This window comes from Streptomyces sp. NBC_00385 (assembly GCF_035917155.1).
Classification (GTDB): domain Bacteria; phylum Actinomycetota; class Actinomycetes; order Streptomycetales; family Streptomycetaceae; genus Streptomyces; species Streptomyces poriferorum.
The window spans coordinates 961,793-981,574 of record NZ_CP107951.1 but is presented as its reverse complement, the minus strand read 5'-3'; the positions used below and the strand labels follow the sequence as shown (position 1 = coordinate 981,574).

The 19,782-nt window shown below is 65.7% G+C and carries 10 protein-coding genes and 1 pseudogene; 5 read left to right on the top strand and 6 right to left on the bottom strand.

Going from position 1 to position 19,782, the window contains the following annotated elements; genetic code table 11:
- Positions 1 to 56: 56 nt before the first annotated feature.
- From OG959_RS04310 to OG959_RS04295, 4 genes and pseudogenes are all read left to right on the top strand, one after another.
- A complete protein-coding gene (locus OG959_RS04310) occupies positions 57 to 1,454 on the top strand; it encodes an FAD-dependent oxidoreductase (protein WP_326656686.1) in 1,398 nt (465 codons plus the stop codon).
- A 60-nt stretch (positions 1,455 to 1,514) separates the two neighbouring features.
- Positions 1,515 to 1,979, top strand: coding sequence for an ArsI/CadI family heavy metal resistance metalloenzyme (locus OG959_RS04305; RefSeq protein WP_326656685.1), 465 nt, complete (start codon positions 1,515 to 1,517; stop codon positions 1,977 to 1,979).
- Positions 1,976 to 3,190, top strand: a complete 1,215-nt coding sequence (locus OG959_RS04300) for an MFS transporter (protein WP_326656684.1) — start codon at positions 1,976 to 1,978, stop codon at positions 3,188 to 3,190. Before OG959_RS04305 ends, OG959_RS04300 begins: the two co-directional genes overlap by 4 nt.
- Positions 3,191 to 3,270: 80 nt before the next feature.
- Positions 3,271 to 3,484, top strand: a pseudogene (locus OG959_RS04295) (transposase); the annotation flags it as partial.
- A gap of 1,028 nt (positions 3,485 to 4,512) precedes the next feature.
- Here OG959_RS04295 and OG959_RS04290 read toward each other — a convergent pair.
- Positions 4,513 to 5,595, bottom strand: coding sequence for a hypothetical protein (locus OG959_RS04290; protein ID WP_326656682.1), 1,083 nt, complete (start codon positions 5,593 to 5,595; stop codon positions 4,513 to 4,515).
- A gap of 799 nt (positions 5,596 to 6,394) precedes the next feature.
- Between OG959_RS04290 and OG959_RS04285 the strand changes: the two genes are divergently transcribed.
- Entirely contained in the window at positions 6,395 to 7,027 is a 633-nt protein-coding gene (locus OG959_RS04285) for a uracil-DNA glycosylase (RefSeq protein WP_326656681.1), read from the top strand.
- 370 nt (positions 7,028 to 7,397) lie between these two features.
- Here OG959_RS04285 and OG959_RS04280 read toward each other — a convergent pair whose 3' ends face one another.
- From OG959_RS04280 to OG959_RS04260, 5 genes are all read right to left on the bottom strand, one after another.
- Positions 7,398 to 9,098 carry an FG-GAP repeat domain-containing protein gene (locus tag OG959_RS04280; RefSeq protein ID WP_326656680.1) on the bottom strand — a complete coding sequence of 567 codons (1,701 nt, stop codon included), beginning with the start codon at positions 9,096 to 9,098 and terminating at the stop codon, positions 7,398 to 7,400.
- 1,120 nt (positions 9,099 to 10,218) lie between these two features.
- Complete coding sequence (locus OG959_RS04275) at positions 10,219 to 10,764, bottom strand: hypothetical protein (protein WP_326656679.1); 546 nt, start codon at positions 10,762 to 10,764, stop codon at positions 10,219 to 10,221.
- 228 nt (positions 10,765 to 10,992) lie between these two features.
- Positions 10,993 to 11,664 carry a hypothetical protein gene (locus OG959_RS04270; protein WP_326656678.1) on the bottom strand — a complete coding sequence of 224 codons (672 nt, stop codon included), beginning with the start codon at positions 11,662 to 11,664 and terminating at the stop codon, positions 10,993 to 10,995.
- A 430-nt stretch (positions 11,665 to 12,094) separates the two neighbouring features.
- Entirely contained in the window at positions 12,095 to 12,775 is a 681-nt protein-coding gene (locus OG959_RS04265) for a hypothetical protein (RefSeq protein ID WP_219573212.1), read from the bottom strand.
- Complete coding sequence (locus OG959_RS04260; RefSeq protein WP_326656675.1) at positions 12,775 to 18,933, bottom strand: RHS repeat domain-containing protein; 6,159 nt, start codon at positions 18,931 to 18,933, stop codon at positions 12,775 to 12,777. The genes OG959_RS04265 and OG959_RS04260 overlap by 1 nt, the downstream gene beginning before the upstream one ends.
- Positions 18,934 to 19,782 lie beyond the last annotated feature (849 nt).

Below are 19,782 nucleotides of genomic sequence, written 5' to 3'. Positions count from 1 at the left end.
ACAACAGTCGAAACAGCGGCCCGGAGTGGTCGCTCATCCCGGAGGACATCACCGCCATGACCACCACTGCAGACCTCCCGGTCGTCGTCATCGGCGCCGGCCCCGCCGGACTGGCGGCAGCCGCCCACCTCGTCGGGCGCGGCATCGAACCCCTGGTCCTGGAGGCCGGCCCGACCGCCGCCACCGCGGTGCGCGGCTGGTCGCACGTGCGGCTGTTCTCGACCTGGAGCGAGCTGATGGACCCGGCCGCCGAGAAGCTCCTGGCGCCCACCGGCTGGTTCCGGCCCGACGCGGACACCTACCCCACGGGCGGTGACTGGGCCGAGCAGTACCTCCAGCCGCTCGCCGATGTCCTCGGGGACCGGGTCCGCTACGGCGCCACCGTCATCGGCGTCTCCCGTCTTGGACGGGACCGGATCGTCGACGCGGACCGCGAGCAGCAGCCCTTCACCCTCCGGATCACGCGTGGCGACGGTGTCGAGGAGCGGATCCTGGGGCGCGCCGTGATCGACGCGTCCGGTACCTGGTCCACCCCCGGCCCGGTCGGCGCCGACGGACTTCCCGCCCTGGGCGAGCATGCCGCCTCCGCCCGCATCTCCTACCGCATTCCCGACCTCAAGGACCCTGAGGTCCGTGCCCGGTACGCGGGCAGGCGTACCGCGGTCATCGGTTCCGGGGCTTCCGCGTTCACCGCCCTGGCCGCCCTCGCCGACGTGGCGGAGGGCGAACCCGGCACCCACTCGGTGTGGATCCTGCGCCGCGGCATCAGCGGCTCCACCTTCGGCGGCGGCTCCGCCGACCAGCTCCCCGCCCGCGGCGCCCTGGGCCTGGCGGCCAAGGCCGCCGTCGATGACGGGCACGCCGACGCCGTCACCGGCTTCCGTACCGAAGTCATCGAGCCCACCGACGACGACCGCCTGGTCCTGGTGGGTGAGGACGGTCGGCGACTCGACCCGGTGGACGAGGTCATCGCCCTGACGGGCCTGCGCCCTGACCTGTCCTTCCTGTCGGAGCTCCGCCTCGCCCTGGACGAGCGCCTGCAGGCGCCGGTGGAGCTCGCACCGCTCATCGACCCGAACCAGCACTCCTGCGGCACCGTCTACCCGCACGGCCACCGCGAACTGTCCCACCCCGAACAGGACCTCTACCTGGTCGGCATGAAGTCCTACGGACGCGCCCCGACCTTCCTCGCCATGACGGGCTTCGAACAGGTCCGCTCCGTCGCCGCCGCACTGGCCGGCGACACCGAAGCCGCCGACCGCGTCGAGCTCACCCTTCCCGAGACCGGGGTCTGTGGCGGCGCCGGACTCTTCGATGACCCCGCCGCCGGGCAGACCGACGAAGGCGGCTGCTGCGCACCGGTAGCCCCGGCACTCGTACAGATCGGAACTGGAATCTCGCTTCCGGTCGCAGCCCTTGCCGGCACGGCGTCCGGCGGATGCTGCGGGTCTTGAACATTGGCGCTCCGACCAACCTAGGTCGGAGCGCTTCCGCCCTGCGTCAGGAGGATCGTCATGTCCCGAGTACAGCTCGCCCTAAGCGTCCCCGACCTCCAAGCCTCAATCGCCTTCTACAGCAAGCTCTTCGCCGCCGAACCGGCGAAACTGCGTGACGGTTACGCCAACTTCACCATCGCCGACCCACCGCTCAAACTCGTCCTCGTCCAAGGCAAGTTCGATGAGGACACGCGCATGGACCACCTAGGCGTCGAGGTCGACACCACGGAAGCAGTCCACGCCGCCACCGCCCGCCTCCAGGACCAAGGGCTGACGACCGACGTCGAGAACGACACCACCTGCTGCTACGCCCTCCAGGACAAGGTCTGGGTCCACGGCCCCGGCCAGGAACCGTGGGAGGTCTATGTCGTAAAGGCAGACGCCGACTCCATGGCCAAGCAGAAGAACACCACCTGCTGCGCCGACCCGGCCGCCGTAGCCGACCCGTCCACTCCGGTCCAGGCCGGTGGCTGCTGCCCGTGACCAACCTCGACGCCCGCAGGGCCGCGACCGGAACAGGGGACCGGTCGCGGCCCCGCGCCGTGCTCCCCGCCCTGTGCGCCACACAGATCACCAGCTGGGGAATCCTCTACTACGCCTTCCCTGTACTGAACCCGGCCATCACAGCCGACACCGGCTGGTCCACCGGTGTAACGACAGCCGCGTTCTCCGCAGCCCTGCTCATCTCTGCCTTCGCTGGGATCCGGGTCGGCCGGATCATCGACCACCGCGGACCGCGCACCGTCATGACCACCGGCTCCGTCCTCGGAGTGGCAAGCCTGCTGGTCATGGCAGCCGCCCCGAACCTGCCTGTGTTCCTCGCCGGCTGGCTGTTGGCAGGACTGGCCATGGCAGCCACCTTCTATCAGCCTGCATTTGCTGCGCTCACCCGCTGGTGGGCACCCGATCACGTCCGCGCCCTCACCATCGTTACCCTCGCCGGCGGACTTGCCTCCACCGTCTTCGCGCCCCTGACTGCAGCTCTCGCCGACCACATGAGCTGGCGCATGACCTACACCGTCCTTGCCGTGATCCTTGCTGCCGTCACGATCCCCGCCCACGTATTCGCACTCAAGGCTCCCTGGCCCGCCGCGCCGCCACCGTCGCCCCACACCAACGACTCCGCGGCCGCGGTCTCACGTAGCCGGCCCTTCTGGATGCTCGCCGCATCCCTCACTCTTTCGGCCTTCGCGGTGTCCGCTGCAGTCGTCGCCCTGGTCCCCCTCCTCATCGAGCGCGGGTACTCAACCAGCCAGGCTGCATGGGCACTCGGCCTCGGCGGCGCCGGACAGACCCTCGGTCGCACCCTGTACGCAACACTCGCCGCCCGAACCGGTGTCACCGTCCGAACGGCCGCGCTCATCGCGCTCGGCGGCGTCACCACCGCGGCACTCGCGCTGGCCCCCGGCCCGTATTCGCTGCTGGTGGTGCTCTCGATTGCCGCCGGAATGGTCCGCGGCAACATCACCCTGCTGCAGGCCACTGCAATCACCGACCGATGGGGTACCGCTCACTACGGCCGCCTGTCCGGACTCCTTGCCGCGCCGACCACCACGGCCTCAGCACTTGCTCCCTTCGCCGGCGCAGCCTTGGCCGCATCGCTTGGCGGATACCCTCATCTGTTCATCGCCCTCGCTTGCGTAGCCGCAGCTGCCTGTCTCACCGCACTCAGTGGGCGGTTCGTGAGTCTTTGAGCTGATCTGCTGTCGCCTGTTGGTGTGGCGTCGAGGCGGAATCTGCCGGTTCACGGGCGTTGATCTGGTGATGCGACCGGGTGAGTGAACGCAAGCCGTATCCGAGTGACTTATCGGACGGGCAGTGGTCGTTGATCGGGCCGGTGATCACCGCGTGGAAGGGGCGGCATTGGTCGGTCAGAGGCCATCAAGGTGCCTACGACATGCGGGAGATCGTGAACGCGATCCTGTACCAGGGACGGACCGGTTGCTAGTGGGAAGAGCGCGACCTACTACTACTTCGCCGCCTGGCGGCCGCCCCATCCGCGGAGCCGCCCGCCGGATCGCCGACCTACTTGGCCCGGTGTGAGCCTTCAGGGGTCGTAAGGATGGTGCAGATGTCGCCGATAGCGCACGTGTCCGGGGCGTCCTGCGGCCCGGCGGGCCGGCTCGCACAGAACGCCGCGGGCCTCGCTGTCTCTTTGTTTCGCGCACTTCTTGTCGTCAGTGGGCGTCGGTTGTCGAATGGTCCTGGCTGACGATCGGGTTTGTGCACGGGGGCCCGTGTGAGGTGAGGGGCGAGAGGATGGGCCCGTGCTGTCCCGGGCCCCGGGTCTGACTCATGACACGCCTGACCGAAGCGTCTGAATCACACAGTGTCGGCTGTTGGCCGGGGATGGTGCGTTGTCGGTGCCGGGCTGGCGGGGCGTGTCCCGATAGGGGCCTGCCGATCGTTGTGGCCCACTCACGATTCTGACCGTCCGGCGCGGTCCGGTACCGGCAGCGCGATACTCATGCGACGGAAGGGGATCGGGCATGTTCAGAACGGTTTCTGCTCCGCGGGCCCGCCGGCGTGCTGCAGGCCGCTCGGCTATCCGGAGCGGCTGGGCCGTGAAGCGTGGTTCGCCGCCTGTGCGGGGGAGTCCCCCCGGGCGTTGTTACAAGCGCCGGATCAAGGAGGGACCAGGCGCGAAATCCTCCGTTGCCTCAAACGCCATGCTGCCCGTGAAGTCTTTTACCTGGTCAAACAGGAATCGCCAGGACCCCGCTCATAGGGGCTGTGTGTGACGGCATCGGTGATAGGGCGAGGGACTTGCTGATGGGCCGGGCGGGGCCTCTCCTGAAGCCGTGAGGCGAGGCCCCACTGGAGTGCTCTGGTTGGGCTTCGCTGTGAGTTCGACTGTGCTTGAACGTCTGACGCGTTCGGCTTTTCACGCAGTTCGTGGCCGTGTGATGCTCGCGGGAGCGGCGGATTTGCGATCGCGGCTACAGGCAACGTGGTAAGCGTGAGACGACGGGGCCGGGGAGAGGCACGGCGGGGCTTGCGCCATGAGGGTTTCGTGTCAGGGGCCGTAGGGGGTCCAGTGCCCGAGGAACGGCTTCAGGTCGTCTGCTCGTGGTTCGGGGATGAGGGGCATGCGGAGTGGCGTGTTCAGCGGGTCGATGCGTTCTGTGGTGGCTTCTGCCCAGATGATCCATGCCTCGGCTTCGGTTCTGGTTTCGCCTGGGGGCATGGTCTCGACTCGTGTGCGCATAGCGGTCACGTATTCGGCCAGTCGGGTCGCGTGGCGCCATGCCGCCTCCTGCGCCTCGAAGTGCCTGACGCGGTACGTCTCGGCGTACTGGACGTGAGCCTTCTCCATGGCGGCTTGCCAGCGGAGGCGCTTGTGGCGTGCTGCCTCGAGTTCCTTCTGGCGTTGGCGTTCGGCGGCTTCGCCGCGGAGTGTGACTTCTTGGGCGATCTCGGCAAGCTGCTCTTCGAGGGGGCGGCCGGGGGTGTCGGCCCATTCGCTCGCCCGGTGTGGCTGGCCGCCGCTCAGGACCAAGCGGAGGCGTTCGGACGGGGTGTAGTCGAAGCGGGGGATTCTGATCCAGGAGTGCTTCCGGGCTTCGGCGAGTTCCTTCTCGGTCGCGACATGCTCGGTCCGGTCCTGTTCCTGCTGGACGACGAACCCCACCGTGAGCCCTTGCGCGGTGATGGTGAAGTGGGGAGACGCACTGCGGCGGTGGTGAGACGGGGGTGCAGAGCCCGTCCTTCCCACGGAGCAGGCGTGTCCTTCGGACTCGGTGGCGGTGATCAGCGCCTGGATGAGCCGTAGGGCACGTGCATGGACGGGCTTGGTCAGGCCCACCGATCGGGGTTCGTTCTGCATGGCCCGGACCACGCTGTGCGGCCGAGTGAGCCGGGAGGGGACAGGGACAGGGGCGAGGACGGCAAAGCGCCACGCAGGGGTGTCGACGAGCTTGATCTCGTATCCGTCACGGCACCAGCCTCCGTGCAGCTCCTTTGTCTTCGGGAGCTTTGTCGACCTGCGAGCGGCCGCGATCCGGGACGGCCAGTTCACAGAGTCCCGGCCGGTGGTGGTCTTGACGATCCGGCCACCGGCGTCCGCGAGCTCCTGCAGCAGCTGTTCCGTGAATGTCACGCGTTTCTGCTGGGGAGGACGTGGCTTTCGCTCGACGGCCGGAGCGTCCTGTGTCCGGGGTGACGAGCGTTGTGGAGCGGTGGCCTGGGTCATGCGCGGGCGCGATCCCGGGGGAGGGTACGTGCCGTGGGAGAGGTAGTGCCGGCCTGCACTCGTCAGGACGACGCTCCACTGCCCGCCTTTCCGGGAGACCGTGACCAGGCCCCGGTTCTGCAGTGCCTGGCAGGTGGTCTTGTAGGAGCTTGTCTCCCACACGTCCTCAGGACATCCCGCTCCCACCCACTGCAGCACCGAGAGCTGCCCCTCATTGACCGGCCGTTTCAAGGGGACCACCTTTGATCCTGGCTTTCACTGACGGGCCGGATGCTGTCAGCAGTAGCGGAAAGGGGTGGGCTGTTCGGGCTGCATTCGCTCGAAGGAGCGACCCGATGCAGGCTCATCCGCAAGGCGCGACGCTGGGCTCCTCTTGCCCGCCTGCTTGTATTGGGACAAGTCCTCGCGCAGCAAGTAGGTAGAGGCCGAGTCGCTGTTCGGGTCTGATGCACGATCGGGTGACATCCCACGCGTCACGCAAGATCGATTTTAGGTGTTCGGCTTGCTGCATGAGACGAGAGCACTCAACGGCAGTGCTGCTCACGACTTCGCTGACAGCAGGGCTGCCCGCAACCTCCATCGCAGCCTTCGCTACTAAGCGTCGTCTGCATGTGCGGGGGCAGGCCCGACCGAGCAGTGTCAGACGTGCCCGTTAGGGTCCACTGCGATGGTGTCAGCCGGCGTTGGAGGAAGTATGGCGAGACGGATGCGTGAAGAGGCATTCCGGGTGGAGCAGGAGCAGGGACGTTATGCCCCTCATGTTCGTCCGGTCAATGAGCTGGTCGACGTCTTGCGCGATCAGGACGGGCGCGGCTGGATGCCGCATGTAGCGCCCTGGCACGGGGGAGCGGAGGCTTGCGTCTTGTCCATTCTTCGGGACCCGGGTCCCAAGACGCAGGAAGGTGCCGGCTCCGGGTTCCTGTGTGTGGAGAACGACGATCCGACGGCGGAGCTTCAGGCCCAGATCTTCGAGGAGGCCGGGATAGCGCCGCGTGACGTCACTCCCTGGAATGCCTATCCCTGGTACATCAACCGTTCGCCGAACGCGGCCGAACTCCAGGCCGGCGTCGAGGCCCTGAAGCAGCTGCTGGGAGTGATGGGAAAGACAAAGGTCGTGCTTCTCCAGGGCAACGAAGCCCAGGACGTGTGGCGCCGCCTGCGCAAGACGTACCCCGAAGTTGTCCGTGATCGGCCCCTGGAGGTGGTCAGCACCTATCACCCCGGTCGGCAGGCTCTCTTCGTGCGAGACCCGGAGGAACGCAACCGCCGCGCACAGCACCGAATCGACTCTTACCAGAAGGCGGGCGAAGCGCTCCGTGGGAGTACCGGGCAACCGTAGACGGCGTTGTCGCCGCCCAGGTGGCGTGAACGATCCTAGAACCGGCCGTTGGGCGCCCTCGCGTGCGCGATAGCGCGGGAGAGTGAGCAGGGCCCCCCGCCGCCACTGAGAGCCTGATCCTCATGCGCACGTAGGCTCGACCTGCGCCATCTGGTCGAGCCTTCGGTCTGCGCCCTGCATTCTCCGCCGAAGTGGCAAGTAGCGCTCGGTGAGGTCCGAGGTGGAGATTGTTGGGCAGGCTTGATCACCACGGAAGGACGAAGGGCCTTGCAGTTACCCCAGCACGACATCCTGGGAGTGGCTCCAGGACGAATGGTGGCGGTCGGCGCTTCGTGGGAAGCGCCGACCTTTCGGGTGTGCGGAGAGCAGGTCAGGTGAGTGTGTTGTAGATCGTCCAGCCGACGCCGATGTGGGTCCGGGTCCGGAAGGGCGAGTTGGCGTTGCGGGTGCCGGAGTAGAGCCACAGGGCGCCGCTGCTGTCGGTGGCGAGCAGGTCGTTGATGCCGTCGCCGTTCGCGTCGCCGGTGCTGACGAGGCGGGTGTACGTGTTCCAGCCGCCGCCGACGCGGATGCGGGCGGTGTAGGGGGTTTTGATGCTGGAGGTGCCGCGGTAGAGCCAGAGAACGCCGGTGGTGTCGCGGGCGAGCAGGTCCGCTTTGCCGTCGCCGGTGAGGTCCGCTCCGCCTGCGAGCTGGTTGTAGGTGTTCCAGCCGCCGCCGATGCGGGTGCGGGCGGTGAAGGGGGTGGTGGTGCTGTCGGTGCCACGGTAGAGCCAGAGGACGCCGTCGTGGTCGCGTGCGATCAGGTCCGGCTTGTGGTCGCCGGTGATGTCGCCGGGGCCGGTGAGCTGGGTGTAGGTGTTCCAGCCGCCACCGACCTTGCTGCGGGCGGCGAACGGGTGGCTGATGTCGCCGGTGGCTTTGTAGAACCAGAGGATTCCGGCTTTGTCGCGGGCGACGAGATCACCGGTTCCGTCTGCCTTGAGGGTGGAGAGCTTGGTGAGGGTGTTGTACGTGTTCCAGCCGCCGCCGACCTGGGCGCGCCGGGTGTAGTGGGCGGGGTCGCTGGTCGTGCTGGCCTGGTACTGCCAGAGCACTCCGGAGCTGTCGCGGCCGTAGAACGCGGCCCGGTCGGCGGTGAAATCGAGGGTCTGGGGCCTGTTGCTGAGCTGGGTTCCGTCGGGATCGAGGGTCTGGAAGATGCCGGCGAGGTGTCCGGCGGGCAGGCCCCAGGATGCTGTGAAGCGCAGGTAGTCGCTGGTCTTGAGCGTGCCGGCGGGCCAGGTCTGCTCGGATATCTCCAGGTACACGGAGCCGTCGGCGCCGAGGGTCCAGGGGCGGGTGCTGTAGGTGTTTCCGTCACTGGAGTACTGGACGTGCACGTCGCGGGCCAACTGGGCGGGGGTGTAGCCGGCCTTGGCGATCTGCTGCGCGGTGAACAGCAGCCGGAGCCGGGTAGAAGCCGGCGGGGTGCTCAGCTGCATGAGGGTGTCCAGACGGACCTCCGCAGCTCTTTCCGTTCCGGCCGCGACTGTGTACCTGCCCGGCGACTGCCAGTACGGGATCACGCTCGGCTTCCTTATGTGGATGCTGGCGTGCGCGGGATTGATCGGTATGCGGCTGCCGGTGGCGCCGTCGATGTAGTCCGCGTTGATATTGAGTCCATCGCCCACGTATCCGTCCGCGGTGACCTGGACGTGCAGCGAACCGGGTTCGAGGGTGGCGCCGGGTATGCCGTCGTGGTCGCTGTCCTCCTTGCCGAAGCGGAAGGTGGCCAGGGAGTCGGAGGCGTAAACGGGCTCATGGGCCAGGACGGTCCCGGTGTCATCGGTGACGGTCAGGTGGGCCGCGTTCTCGGTACCTACATTGAGCTCGACGAAGCTGTCGGCGGAGGGCGGCGTGGTGAGGGTGATGTCGATGTCCTCAGGGGTACCGACCGTGTCGATGGTGTCCGAGGTGTGGAGAGTCATGGCGACTGCGGCGGCGTTGGCGGTCGTCAGCGGAGTCAGGCCGAGTGCTGTGCCGAGGAGTGCCCCGGTGAGAGCGGCGCGGTGCCGCTTGGTGAGACGCATGACGAACCCTTTCGGAGCCAGCTGGCCCGTCGGTGGCCAGGTAGCGGAGTAGCAGTGTCGTTCAGTCGGGGCGTGTGGGAGAGGTAACTGGTGGAAGGCAGCGACGAGCCGTCGTGTTGTCAGGCCCTGCCCAGGGCCCGACAACACGAGGTCAGGTCAGCTCAGAGATCCGAGATCACTCCAGCCGCCTGTTCTTACCATGGCTCGGCCGGCGAGGTCGGAGTGGAGCATAAGTTGCCCGGTGGAGGTGGTGGCCCAAATGTCGGCTTTGGTCTCGCCGTTGGCGGCGGGCACTGCCGCGATCAGCGGCCGGTTGGTGGGAGTTCAGACGGTGCCGATAAGGGATGAGGCCGTCGGGTCGATGAGTCCCTGACCGCCGGGGCAATTTCCTGGAACAATCGACCGCCGCATACATGGGGCGTATTCCGCGCACTTCCGGGCCGGTGAAGGGCTGCGAGACCGGGGGAGGCCAGGCAGTCGCGGGCGGGGGCGTAGCAGTGGTTGGGTCTGCGGTGGCAGCGCCATCGACGGCGGGATCACAGGCTTTACGATCTCCCACAGTCGTCCGGAGTAATACATGTTCACCCCACGACCGACTTGACGAGCCGAACTCACATAGGAGACGACCTTATAGTCGGTTCTAACTCCAGTTCATGCTGACTGCCGCAAAGGAAAGGATCCACGTCAGTGTCAGGATGAAGGCGACGCGAACGAATCCCTTGGGCCACCCTGCCGAGTTTCGCGTTGTGGGGTCCTTGGCGTCCCTGACCTTATAGGTGGAGCGCAACTTGGTGCCCCAGCCGATGGTCGCAATAGCGAAGCAAAGTATGGTGCCTGAAATTGCCACCACGAAGGCCGAGATAGGTTCGTCCTTTGACTGCGAAATCAGAGCCCCTGCGCCCGCTGGAAGGAGGCCACCGACCGTCGCGAGGATTCGCTGACGCCATGAATGCATTAGCATCGAGAAGCGGATCCCGAAAATTACCCAACACAGAACTAGGAAGATCAGGATGAGTGAATTGCTCGGTTGTGGAATCATTTTGCCTTTAGATTGAATTACCTGGACGGTATCTCGTGAGCCGGGAGTTTAAATCGATGCGATCCTATGTCGATCTTCATGTCAGATGCCCAAGATCCCTGCGGCCACCGCGCAGACCATGGCGCCCACCGCGCAGACGTCAGCGACCCATGAGACCGTGAACCCCTTTGTCACCTGAGCTTCTTTCGCACCCCTCCGCCCTCGTCCCACTTGTTTTTCGATGCGCGCGACAGCGCGGTCGGCTGACCCTACAAAGTTGTCGATGATCGATCCGCCGAATCCGGTGGAGTAGATCTCGTCTCCTGTCCGTGTGATCAAGTTCAGCGTTCCTCCGCCACCACCGCGCACCTCGGCGACAGCGTCGTACGGGACCGAGTAGGTGACCAGTGGGTTGATCACGGTCACGAAAGAGGAGCCGAGCCTGATGTGTGAACCCATGACGCGTCGACTGAGCGCGATCGTGAAGAGACATGCGGCTACACCCGACAGCGGTCCTCCTTCGAGGTTGTGGGAGAGGCTGACAAGCAGACCAACCGCTACCAATCCGAAGCCCACGGTAAAGACCCAGGACAGGATCCTGAACCAAGTCCTGCGTAGGATCTCGTCCTCACGGTTCTTCTTCGACACCAGCGCGACTTCTTTCTTGGTCGTCCGATCGAGGTCACTGTGGCTACCTCCATTTCCTATCGGTGCTCGAGTTAGTGGATCGGCTGCCGGGGCAGGTGCGGGGCCTGCCCCGGCATGTCGTTCACTAATGCGAGATCGTTAAGCCCCCAGCAGGAGATGCTATGCAGAATGCACCCTTCCCAGTACTGATGACCTAAGAGGGTGGCACATCAACCTCTTAGCGGTGTGCTATTCGGCTCGTATCAACTCACTGACCATTCTGGAGTGGCGAGGGTCACTCAAGTTGATCTCTTTGAATGACGCTGCCGGCCATACCGGTCTGTCGTTGATCCACGGAACCACCACCGAAGCGCCACTGACTTCTCCGGTTAGTGCAGCGATACCGATGGGCTCTGGCAGATCTCGAAGACGATCACGCATGGGACCATACTTGAGAGCCAGAGCGCCCATTGGCTCGACCTCGTCGCCCCCAGATCGAGGGAAGAAGACGAGCCAGGGAGCTTCGGATGCGTAGCTATGAAGCAGCACGTATCTGACATGGACGCTTGGTTGCAGGCGGGCAACGCGCGCCATCCCCCATGCTCGCCGGCAGCCGAATGCCGCAATGACTGCCCAGACGACAGTTATCAGCGGAAGGATGAAGATCCAGAATGGAATGCTGTCCGGATTCCGAAAGCCCATCATTGCCGCCAGAGCACTCAGGCAGAGAGTGCCAAGGAAGGGGAGCGCATGGCTCGAGTTCTGCAGCCCTCTGACCCGCCACCATGCAGCTCGTCGAATATCTACCTCTCGACGCATCGTCGATCCCGTCAAGCCTCGATATTTGGCTTGGCTTTCACTGGCTTCGATCATTCGGCCGAGAGCGAAGCTGGCCTGTCCCTCTTCGTTTTGCATGTTCATCCCTATCCCCTTCATGTCAGCAGAATCCAGGGTTCACCACGGCAGGGACGGCGCAGGCCCCGAGTCCGGTTGCACCCGCGAACCCTAGTTCGCCACCCCTGACCAGCGGGTCACGCTTGGCGCCGTGCCGGCTCCGGCCGCTTGCGTGGCGGCCCATGGGAAGCTCTTCAACTATTCGCCCGGAGCGAACTCCCATTTGCCAGGCACCGCCGGCCGATGCTCCTAACACTGAATTCCTTTCCTGGATGCGCACGCGCATGCCAGCGCGAGGAACGGGTGGGTGAGCCATGCGGGCTCACCCACCCAGGTTGGGTTCCTCGATCAGCAGGCGCCGGCGTAGGCGCCTAGGCTGGCGCTGCCGGAGCCGCGGAATCCTGTATTGAATGCCGCGTTGATCCCCATGTCGCCGTACGTGCTTCCCTAGTTTCCGTTATTCGGGGCGCAGCATTTCAGACAACGCCCGAAGATGCTGAGGATCACCCAGGTCAAGCGGTCGGAATCCGGATTCGGGCCAAACGGGCCGTCCTTCGATCCATGGAATGGCTATGGCTCCTGCAAGCAGACGTCCTGCAAGTGCGGCTTTGCCGACTGGTGAAGGAAGCTCCCTGAATCGATTGCGCAGCGGTCCATAACGGAGCGGCAGCATGCCCAATGGCTTGGCGTCGTCATCCTCTGCTTCATCGAAGAGGACGAGCCACGGAGTCTCTGAGGCGTAACTGTGCAGCAGGGTGTAGCGCATGCGCTGTCCCGGTAGCCGTGCCGCACGTGCCATCCGTACGGCTCGCCGACAGCCGACCCCGGTCATGCCGAGGACGATGGCAGTCAGGAGCGGCAAGGAATAGATCCAGAAGGGAACGCTGGCATGGGGGTGCTGGGCCTTGATGAGTAGGACTGCTCCGTTGAGAGCCAGCACGCCGAGGAGCAGCGGAAGGTGGGCCGCGCGCTGGAGCCCACGTACACGCCACCAAGCGACTCGTCGAACGTCTGCTTCGGGCCGAACGGCCGGCGTTTCCAACCCTCGGTAGGTTGCCTGGCTCAGCGCAGCATCAGCCAGCGCTGCGAATCTGAGCGAACCTGCGGTGGTATCCATTTGTGCCTTTGCCTCGTTCATTAGCAGTATCCGGGGTTAACCGCCGAAGGAACCGCACACGTCGCGAGTCCGAAGCCGCCACCACCTGCGAACTCAAACGAGCGCACCAAGGGGTCGCGCCGCTGTGCATGCCGACCATTTGGTCTGGCATGCCTACCGCTGCTCGTTCTCGCATGTCGCCCCATGGGCATGTGCTCTACGATTCGACCGGTTCTTGCTGCTGCCTGCCACAGCGCGCCGAACCCCGCGCCAACGCCAAGCCCAACTGCACCGTACTGCATATTTAGGCTGAAATTTTCTGAGGCGTAGTCGAGTCCGCCGGTTGAAAGGTCAGCCAGAGCCTTTGCTGTGATTACCGCTGCTACGGCAAGAGCGCATACTCCGAGTGATACGAAACATGCGGAGAATGCAGCCACGTCGGCTATGGTGCGCCAATTATCTCCAACCCAGTTTCCGACGGAAGAATTTTTGACACTGTCCCAAGCGCCCCCGATTCCGGACTTGATGCTGCCCCAGATGCTGTCCTTCTTTCGACGTTCTGCGTCGGCCTTGGCCTTGGCTGCCTTGATGGCTTGGGCGCGGTCTGCGGCCTGCTGCTTGGCGCGAGCTCTCGCGTGACCGTCGTCGATCATGTAGTGGGTGGGGTTGGCCTTGTACGCGGCGTACTTCTGGCGGGAAGGCTTGTCCTTCTTGGGTGTCTGGGTCCAGACGTACTTGCCGCTCTTGTACGTGTACTCAGCCGTGACGCCTCGGTCGTTGCCCCATTTGTAGTCGGCGGTTGTGCCGCCGTCGGTCGGGCCCAGCGGGCGCAGGCCGGAGGGGTCCGACTGGGTGACCGGGTTGTTGTGGGCGTAGGAGTAGGCGTTCATCTGGGCCGGGTCGTCGTGGTCGATGACGGGGTCGACGGAGAGGAAGCGGCCGAGGTTGGGGTCGTACTCGCGGGCGCCGAGGTGGGTGAGGCCGGTGGGGTCGGTGGTGCCGCCGACGAATCCCTGGGTTCCGGGGAATGCGCTGCTGCCGGCGGAGCGGGTCTTGCCGAAGGGGTCCTGTTTGCGGCGGGTGATGTCCAGGGTCGTGAGTGCGACCGCGGTCAGCGAGGTGCCCTGGTGGTCGCTGAAGAGGTAGGAGATTCCCTTGCTGGTACGGACGGCGACGTTGTTGCCGTTGTGCTGGTAGTAGCGGGTGCCGGCTTTGGTGCCGGTGGTGGTCAGCGTGATCTCGTTGCCGTTCGGCAGGGTGAGGGTGCTGGTGCCGTCGCCGTTCTTGGCGAGCAGGCGGTTGCCGTCGGCGTCGTAGAGGTAGCTGGTGGTCTTGCCGCTCTCGGTGAGGGTGGCGAGGTGGCCTTCCGCGTCCCAGGTCAGGTCCTGGCTGCGGGTGCCGATGACGCGCTTGGTGGTGTTGCCGGTGTTGTCGTAGGAGAACGTGGACTTCTGGCCGTTGTTCGCGCCGCCGCTGACGGTGGCTTCCTGGACGGCGTGGGGCAGGCCGGTCTTGGCGGCGGGGTGGGTGTAAGTGGTGGTGGCGTCGGTGCCCGTCTGGGTCCCGGTGCCGTGCTCGATGAGCTTGGTGCGGTTGCCCAGGGCGTCGTAGCCGTAGGTCTGCCAGTACGTGTCCGGGCCGCCCACCGTCGTCGCCGAGGGCGCCGTCGAGCAGTCCGTCTTGGCCGTCCACGCCTCGGTCAGGCGGCCGAGCTTGTCATTGCTGAAGCACTGGGTGTCGACGGTCCGGGCGGTGTCCTGGCCACTGGCCGTGGTGATGCCGGTGACGTTGCCTGCCTGGTCGTAGTTGTAGGTGCTGTCGTCGATGCGCTGCGGCGCCAGGTCCCGGTCGGTGGTCTGCCGGGTCATGAGGCCGGTGAACTCGTCATAGATCTGGGACTGGTAGACCTGCTTGCCCAGTACGCCGAACTCGGTGCGCGTGGGGCGGGAGAACACGTCGTAGAGCGTGTTGGAGACGAGCGTTGCTCCGGCTCGGCTGGTGCGGATCGGCAGGTCATCGCCGTTGTAGTTGACCGTCACTCGTTCCGAGGTGACGTCGCCGATCGCCGGGTTCATCGTCCAGTCGAGGAGCCCGGTTTCGGCGTTGTAGCCGTAGGTCCATCCGTAGCTGCCTGCCAGGCTGCCTGCGCCTGAGGGGATGGTGACGGTGGTGGAGGTGGGCTGGTAGCGGTCGGTGAATCCGCCGGTGGCGGTTGTGTAGGCCGCACCGCCCGTGTAACGGGTGCTGGAGGTCAGCTGGCCCTTGGCGAGCGTGTCGTAGGTCCACTTCGCCAGCGAGGTGCTGCCCTGCTTCAGCTCGGTCTGCCGGCCGAGTTTGTCGTAGACCGTGGTCAGCGTGGTGCCGCGCTCGTCGGTGCTGCTGGTTGCCTGACCGGCCTTGTCGTAGCCGGTGGTGACCAGGCCCTTGTCCGGGTCGTCGGCCTTGATCTGCTGGCCGCGGCCGTCGAAGGTGTAGGTCCACTCGTTGCCGGACGGGTCGGTGACCTTGGCCGGCTCGTCGTACTTGCCGTAGCCGTACGTCGTCTTCTGCGACGTGGTGCGCGCGGCGTTCGTGTATTCCAGGAGGTCCGTGGTGCGACCGAGCGCGTCCACGATGGTGGTCGTTGCGGTGGCGCCTGACGGGGGGATGACGGTGGTGCGGTCGCCGTCGTACGTGGTGGTGGTGCGCCACTGCTCGTCGCCGAGCTTGCGGGAGATGGCGGCGGTAACCCGGCCGAGCCCGTCGTGGACGTTCTCCACTGCGGCTGGGATCTGGTTGTCCGCGCCGGTCACCAACGTGGCCGAGGGAGCACCGTCCGCGTAATAGGCGCCGTAGGTCTTCCAGGTGAAACCGCGGGTGTCGTACTTCTTCTCGGTGATGATCCGGTTGGCGGTGCCGACCGCGGGGGCCTGCGTCTCCCGCTCGCGCATCAGTCCGTCGTACAGGGTGTAGCCGGTCGCGTAACTGCCATCGCGCTTCAGCACGTTGGTGGTGACGGCGTTCGGCTCGGTCTTGGAGATCTTGTAGCTGTACTGCTGTGAGGGCTGGTCCGCGTGGTCGGCCTTGGCCCAGCCGGGAGACCACACCTTCAGTACGCGGCCGAGACCGTCGTGCACGGCGTCGGTGCGCTTGCCGTTGGGGTCGATGTTGGCGGTGGCCACGCCACGGGCCGGATCGTACTCGGTAGTGGTGATGTGGCCGAGCGCGTTGGTCTCGGTCTTCTTGGTCGCCGCCTCACCGGTGGCGGGGGTGTAGGCGGTGGTGGTGGCGGCGCCCAGGGCGTCGGTGCTGGTCAGCTCCCTGCCGTGGATGTCGTAGGTGTCGGTGGAGGTGGTCAGGTAGCCGGTGCCGGCCTCGTCCTGTTCCTCCAGCCTGGTGACGTCGCCCTTGGTGGGGGCGGTGTCCAGGGAGGTGGCGTCGTCGTAGTAGTGCCGCTCCACCGAGACCAGGTCGGCCGGCAGCGACGGGGTGGTGCCGCACGCCTTGGCGACCGTCCGGTTCTCCTTGATCAGAGTGAGGATATTCAGCGTGGTGTTGCGGGCGTACGTGGTCGTGGTGCACTTCTCGTCGCCGGTCTTGGCGGTGTCGCCGAGTGCGGACTCGGAAGTGATCTGGCCGTAGCCGTCGAACTTCCGGTCGACCTGGGTGGAGCGCCAGCCGGCGCCGACCGCCGTACGGGTCTTCTCCGACGCGTTCCCGGTCGCATAGGCATGCAGCGTCGACAGACCGGTGCGGGCCTGGTCGGCGGTGGCGGCACCGTGCCAGGGCTGGTAGGCGGTGGTGGTGGTCAGCGAGCCGCCGGCCCCGTTGAACGTGGCTTCCTCGCGGGTCATACCGGCGAAGGCGGGGTGGTCTGCGACCTTGATGCCCTCGTGGTCGGCGACGTCGGCTCCGTCGATGCCACGGAAGTAGCGGTACTCCTTCAGAGTCTGCTCACCGTCGGCCGGAGCACCGGTACGGACCTGGACACGGCCGTAACCCTTGCGGTCGCCGTAGGTGAGGTACTTGGACTTGGTGAACTCGTCCTCCGCCTTCCCCCAGGCCAGACCGTCCAGGTAGGTGTAGTCCGTCTCCTTCACCGGTGCGCCGGCGGTGTTGTCCGACTCCAGGACCTGGGTGACCACGTAGGTGTGGAACCAGTCCAGATACGGTTCGTAGTTCTCGGCCGGGGCGTCCGGAGGCGACCAGATGACCGGGTAACAGCGGCGGGTGTTGGTAGCCGGGGCCGGTACGTCACCGGCCTTGCAGTCCGCCGGGGAGTAAGTGACCCCGAGCGTTCCGCCCGTCTCCGTCTTGATGGCGTAGAGGCGGTAGCGAATCATCGGGGGCACCGGGTCGGGGTCACCGCCGGTGGTGGCGCCCTCGACACGGTTGGCCAGCTTGACGCCGTAGGTGGCGACCGACGGCAGGGTGACGTCGCCGGTGCCCGTGTGCCCGGTGCGAGTGATCGATGCCAGCCACAGGGCGGGCGAGGTGCCGTCGCCGGTGGAGGGGAACTGCTGGGTCAGTGCCCAACTGTCTACGGGCTTGAACGCCCCGCCGGTGACGATCGAGGTGTCGATCTTCGTAAGGCGCTTGCGGGTCCAGAACGACGGCGAGAAGCGGCTCGTGCACTCGGCCCCGGAGGCGCAGTACTGGTCGAACGGTACGTCCGGCCAGTTCTTCGCGTTGGCGGAGTCGAAGGTGGTGCAGGTGCTCAGACAGCGCTCCGACACGGTGAAGTCGACTTTGGCCGCGGGGGCGTAGTAATTGGTGGTCCGAAGGCCGTACTCGATGCGCTTGAGGTAGCCGCCGCGGTCGTAGACAGTGGCGGTGGAGGCGCCGGTGGAGTCATTGACGTTGCGGCCGTAATAGTTCGTTTCCTTGCCCCAGTAATAGGACATGGCATCGCCGTGCGGGTCGATGACCAGATCAAGATTCCACCGCCACGCCTGCTGGCACCAGGAGTCCTTGAACTCGGTGGCGTGGCAGGGCTCGCCGCTCTGGTTCCCGAACACCGGGACCGTCCAGGCCGAGTTGGTCTCATCCTTGGCGGACGTCCAGCCGGGCGCGTGGTTGTAGCCGAAGTAGTAGCGGGTGCCGTCCGGCGTCGTGATCCGCCAGTACTCCCCGTTGTCGTCGCCGTTGGCCAGGGCGGTGTTGGTGAACTTCTCGGCCTTGCTGCCGTCGTCACTTTCCAGGTGCCACTCGCCGGTGGTGTCGTCCTTGACCAGGGTGTTCGTCTGGCCGCCGAGGTTGAGGACGGCGTTGTCCTTCTTCCAGCACAGGTCGCCGACCTTGGCGGTGGTGTTGCTGCCGGATGTGTCGTCGGTGCAGGAGACGTACTGGCGCTCGATGTAGCCCGGCTCCATGGACCAGCCGTCGCCGATCCAGTTGGCCTGGTTGTTCGTCGCCGCGGTGCGGCCGTCAACCGCCTGCGAGGAGTACGACAGGCTCAGATCCGGCTCCACACCTCCGGGTACCTCCGGGGTGTCGATGTCGTAGGCCCAGGAGAACCCGCCGTTGCTTCCACCGGCCGACCAGGAGCCCGACGGAGCGAGCGAGGTAGCCCCGAAGTCACCGGAGGAACCCGATGCAGCAGCCGTCGCGGCCAGCAGCACCGTGCCCCCATCAGCGGACAGACCAGTAACCGAGCGCTGACCGGAGAGGGCCTTGCTCACCGGCGCCGACGCTGCCTCATCAGCTGATGCCACATCGTCCGCAGGGTCTGCGGCAGGGAGCGCGACGGACGCTGTGAGCGTCCCGCCCTTGGTGTCGTTGGCCGTTTCCAGGGCCCTGCCGAGCCGGCAGCCCTTTGCCTCAGGTGTCACCAGGGCGCAGGACGGCAGCGGACGCAGCTCCAGGCGTGCGGCCCAGTCGCCTCCGTAAGCCTGCCGGAAACCGGAGTAGTCGACCTTCACATCGACCGAGCCCTTCGCACCGGCAACGGGTTGGACGGCGAACAGCACGCCCTCGACGCCGAGCTTCCCGGCGGTATTGCGGTCCAGAACCTGAACCTGCGCGCGTTCCGGCCCGGCAGTGGCGCTACGGCCCTTGTCAGGGGTGCGACCGATGCGCACCTCCGGTGAACCCGCGCTGACGGAACCAGACTTGGGGAGGGTCACCGTGCCCGTCCCGGGCTTCGGCCACGCTATCTCCGGTGCGGACTTCCAGGCGTTCTGCGCGGCCTGGTCAGGCTTTGCAATTTGATGCTTCGTCACATTCGACGTAGATACCGGGTCCGGTTTCCGAAGCTTCGAAAGACTCAGCTCCGCTGCAGCGGCCACTGGCCCCCCAAGCAGGCCCGCGAAGAGATACACCGCGAGAGACGCGGCGATCAGCCGCACTCTCGCGACACGTCTTCTGGCACCACGCCGAGAGAGACGGGTACCCCCAGTCAGCAATCTGGACACAAATTCCCCCAACAGGAGAAGCGCAGGGTCGATTAACCCAGGGACGTTAACACCGGACCTCGGCTCCACGGTCGAATCGGTAGGCGTAAATGCAATTCCTTAACCAACCTGTAAGCGAAAATGATCAAGATGGGGCGAGACGGGTGCTTTGCGCCTTTTCGGTGTCGCTGCGGACGGAGCCAGATGCGCTCTTGACCTGCTGAAAGTGCCTCCATGAGGCAGCTACTCGCCACCTTGGTGGTCGTAACGCAAATATGCATTGCAATGGGACATTTAGGGTGTGTTGAAGTGTCGGATCTGCGTCCGGACGTCAGCTCATTGCCCTGTATGGTGCGCCGGAAAGATGTGTACGGTCCGAAAGGGAACCCAGATGGAAAGTCCGCGAGAGAGAACTAGGCGTTCGGCGCCCCTGCGCATATCAATGGCAGCAGTGGCAGCTATTGTTGTAGTGATGCCCGCCGTAACTGCCTTGCCCGCTATCGCCGATGAGAGTAATCCGGCCACATCGCCTACCAGCCTCGAGCGTAACTCCGAAGAAGATAGTGCTCTGAGTAGAGCCGTCAGCTCCGGTGAGCCGGCAGAATTGCTGTCCCGCAGGACCGAAACCACGCAGCTGTTCGCGAATCCTGACGGATCATTCACTCAGGACACCTACAC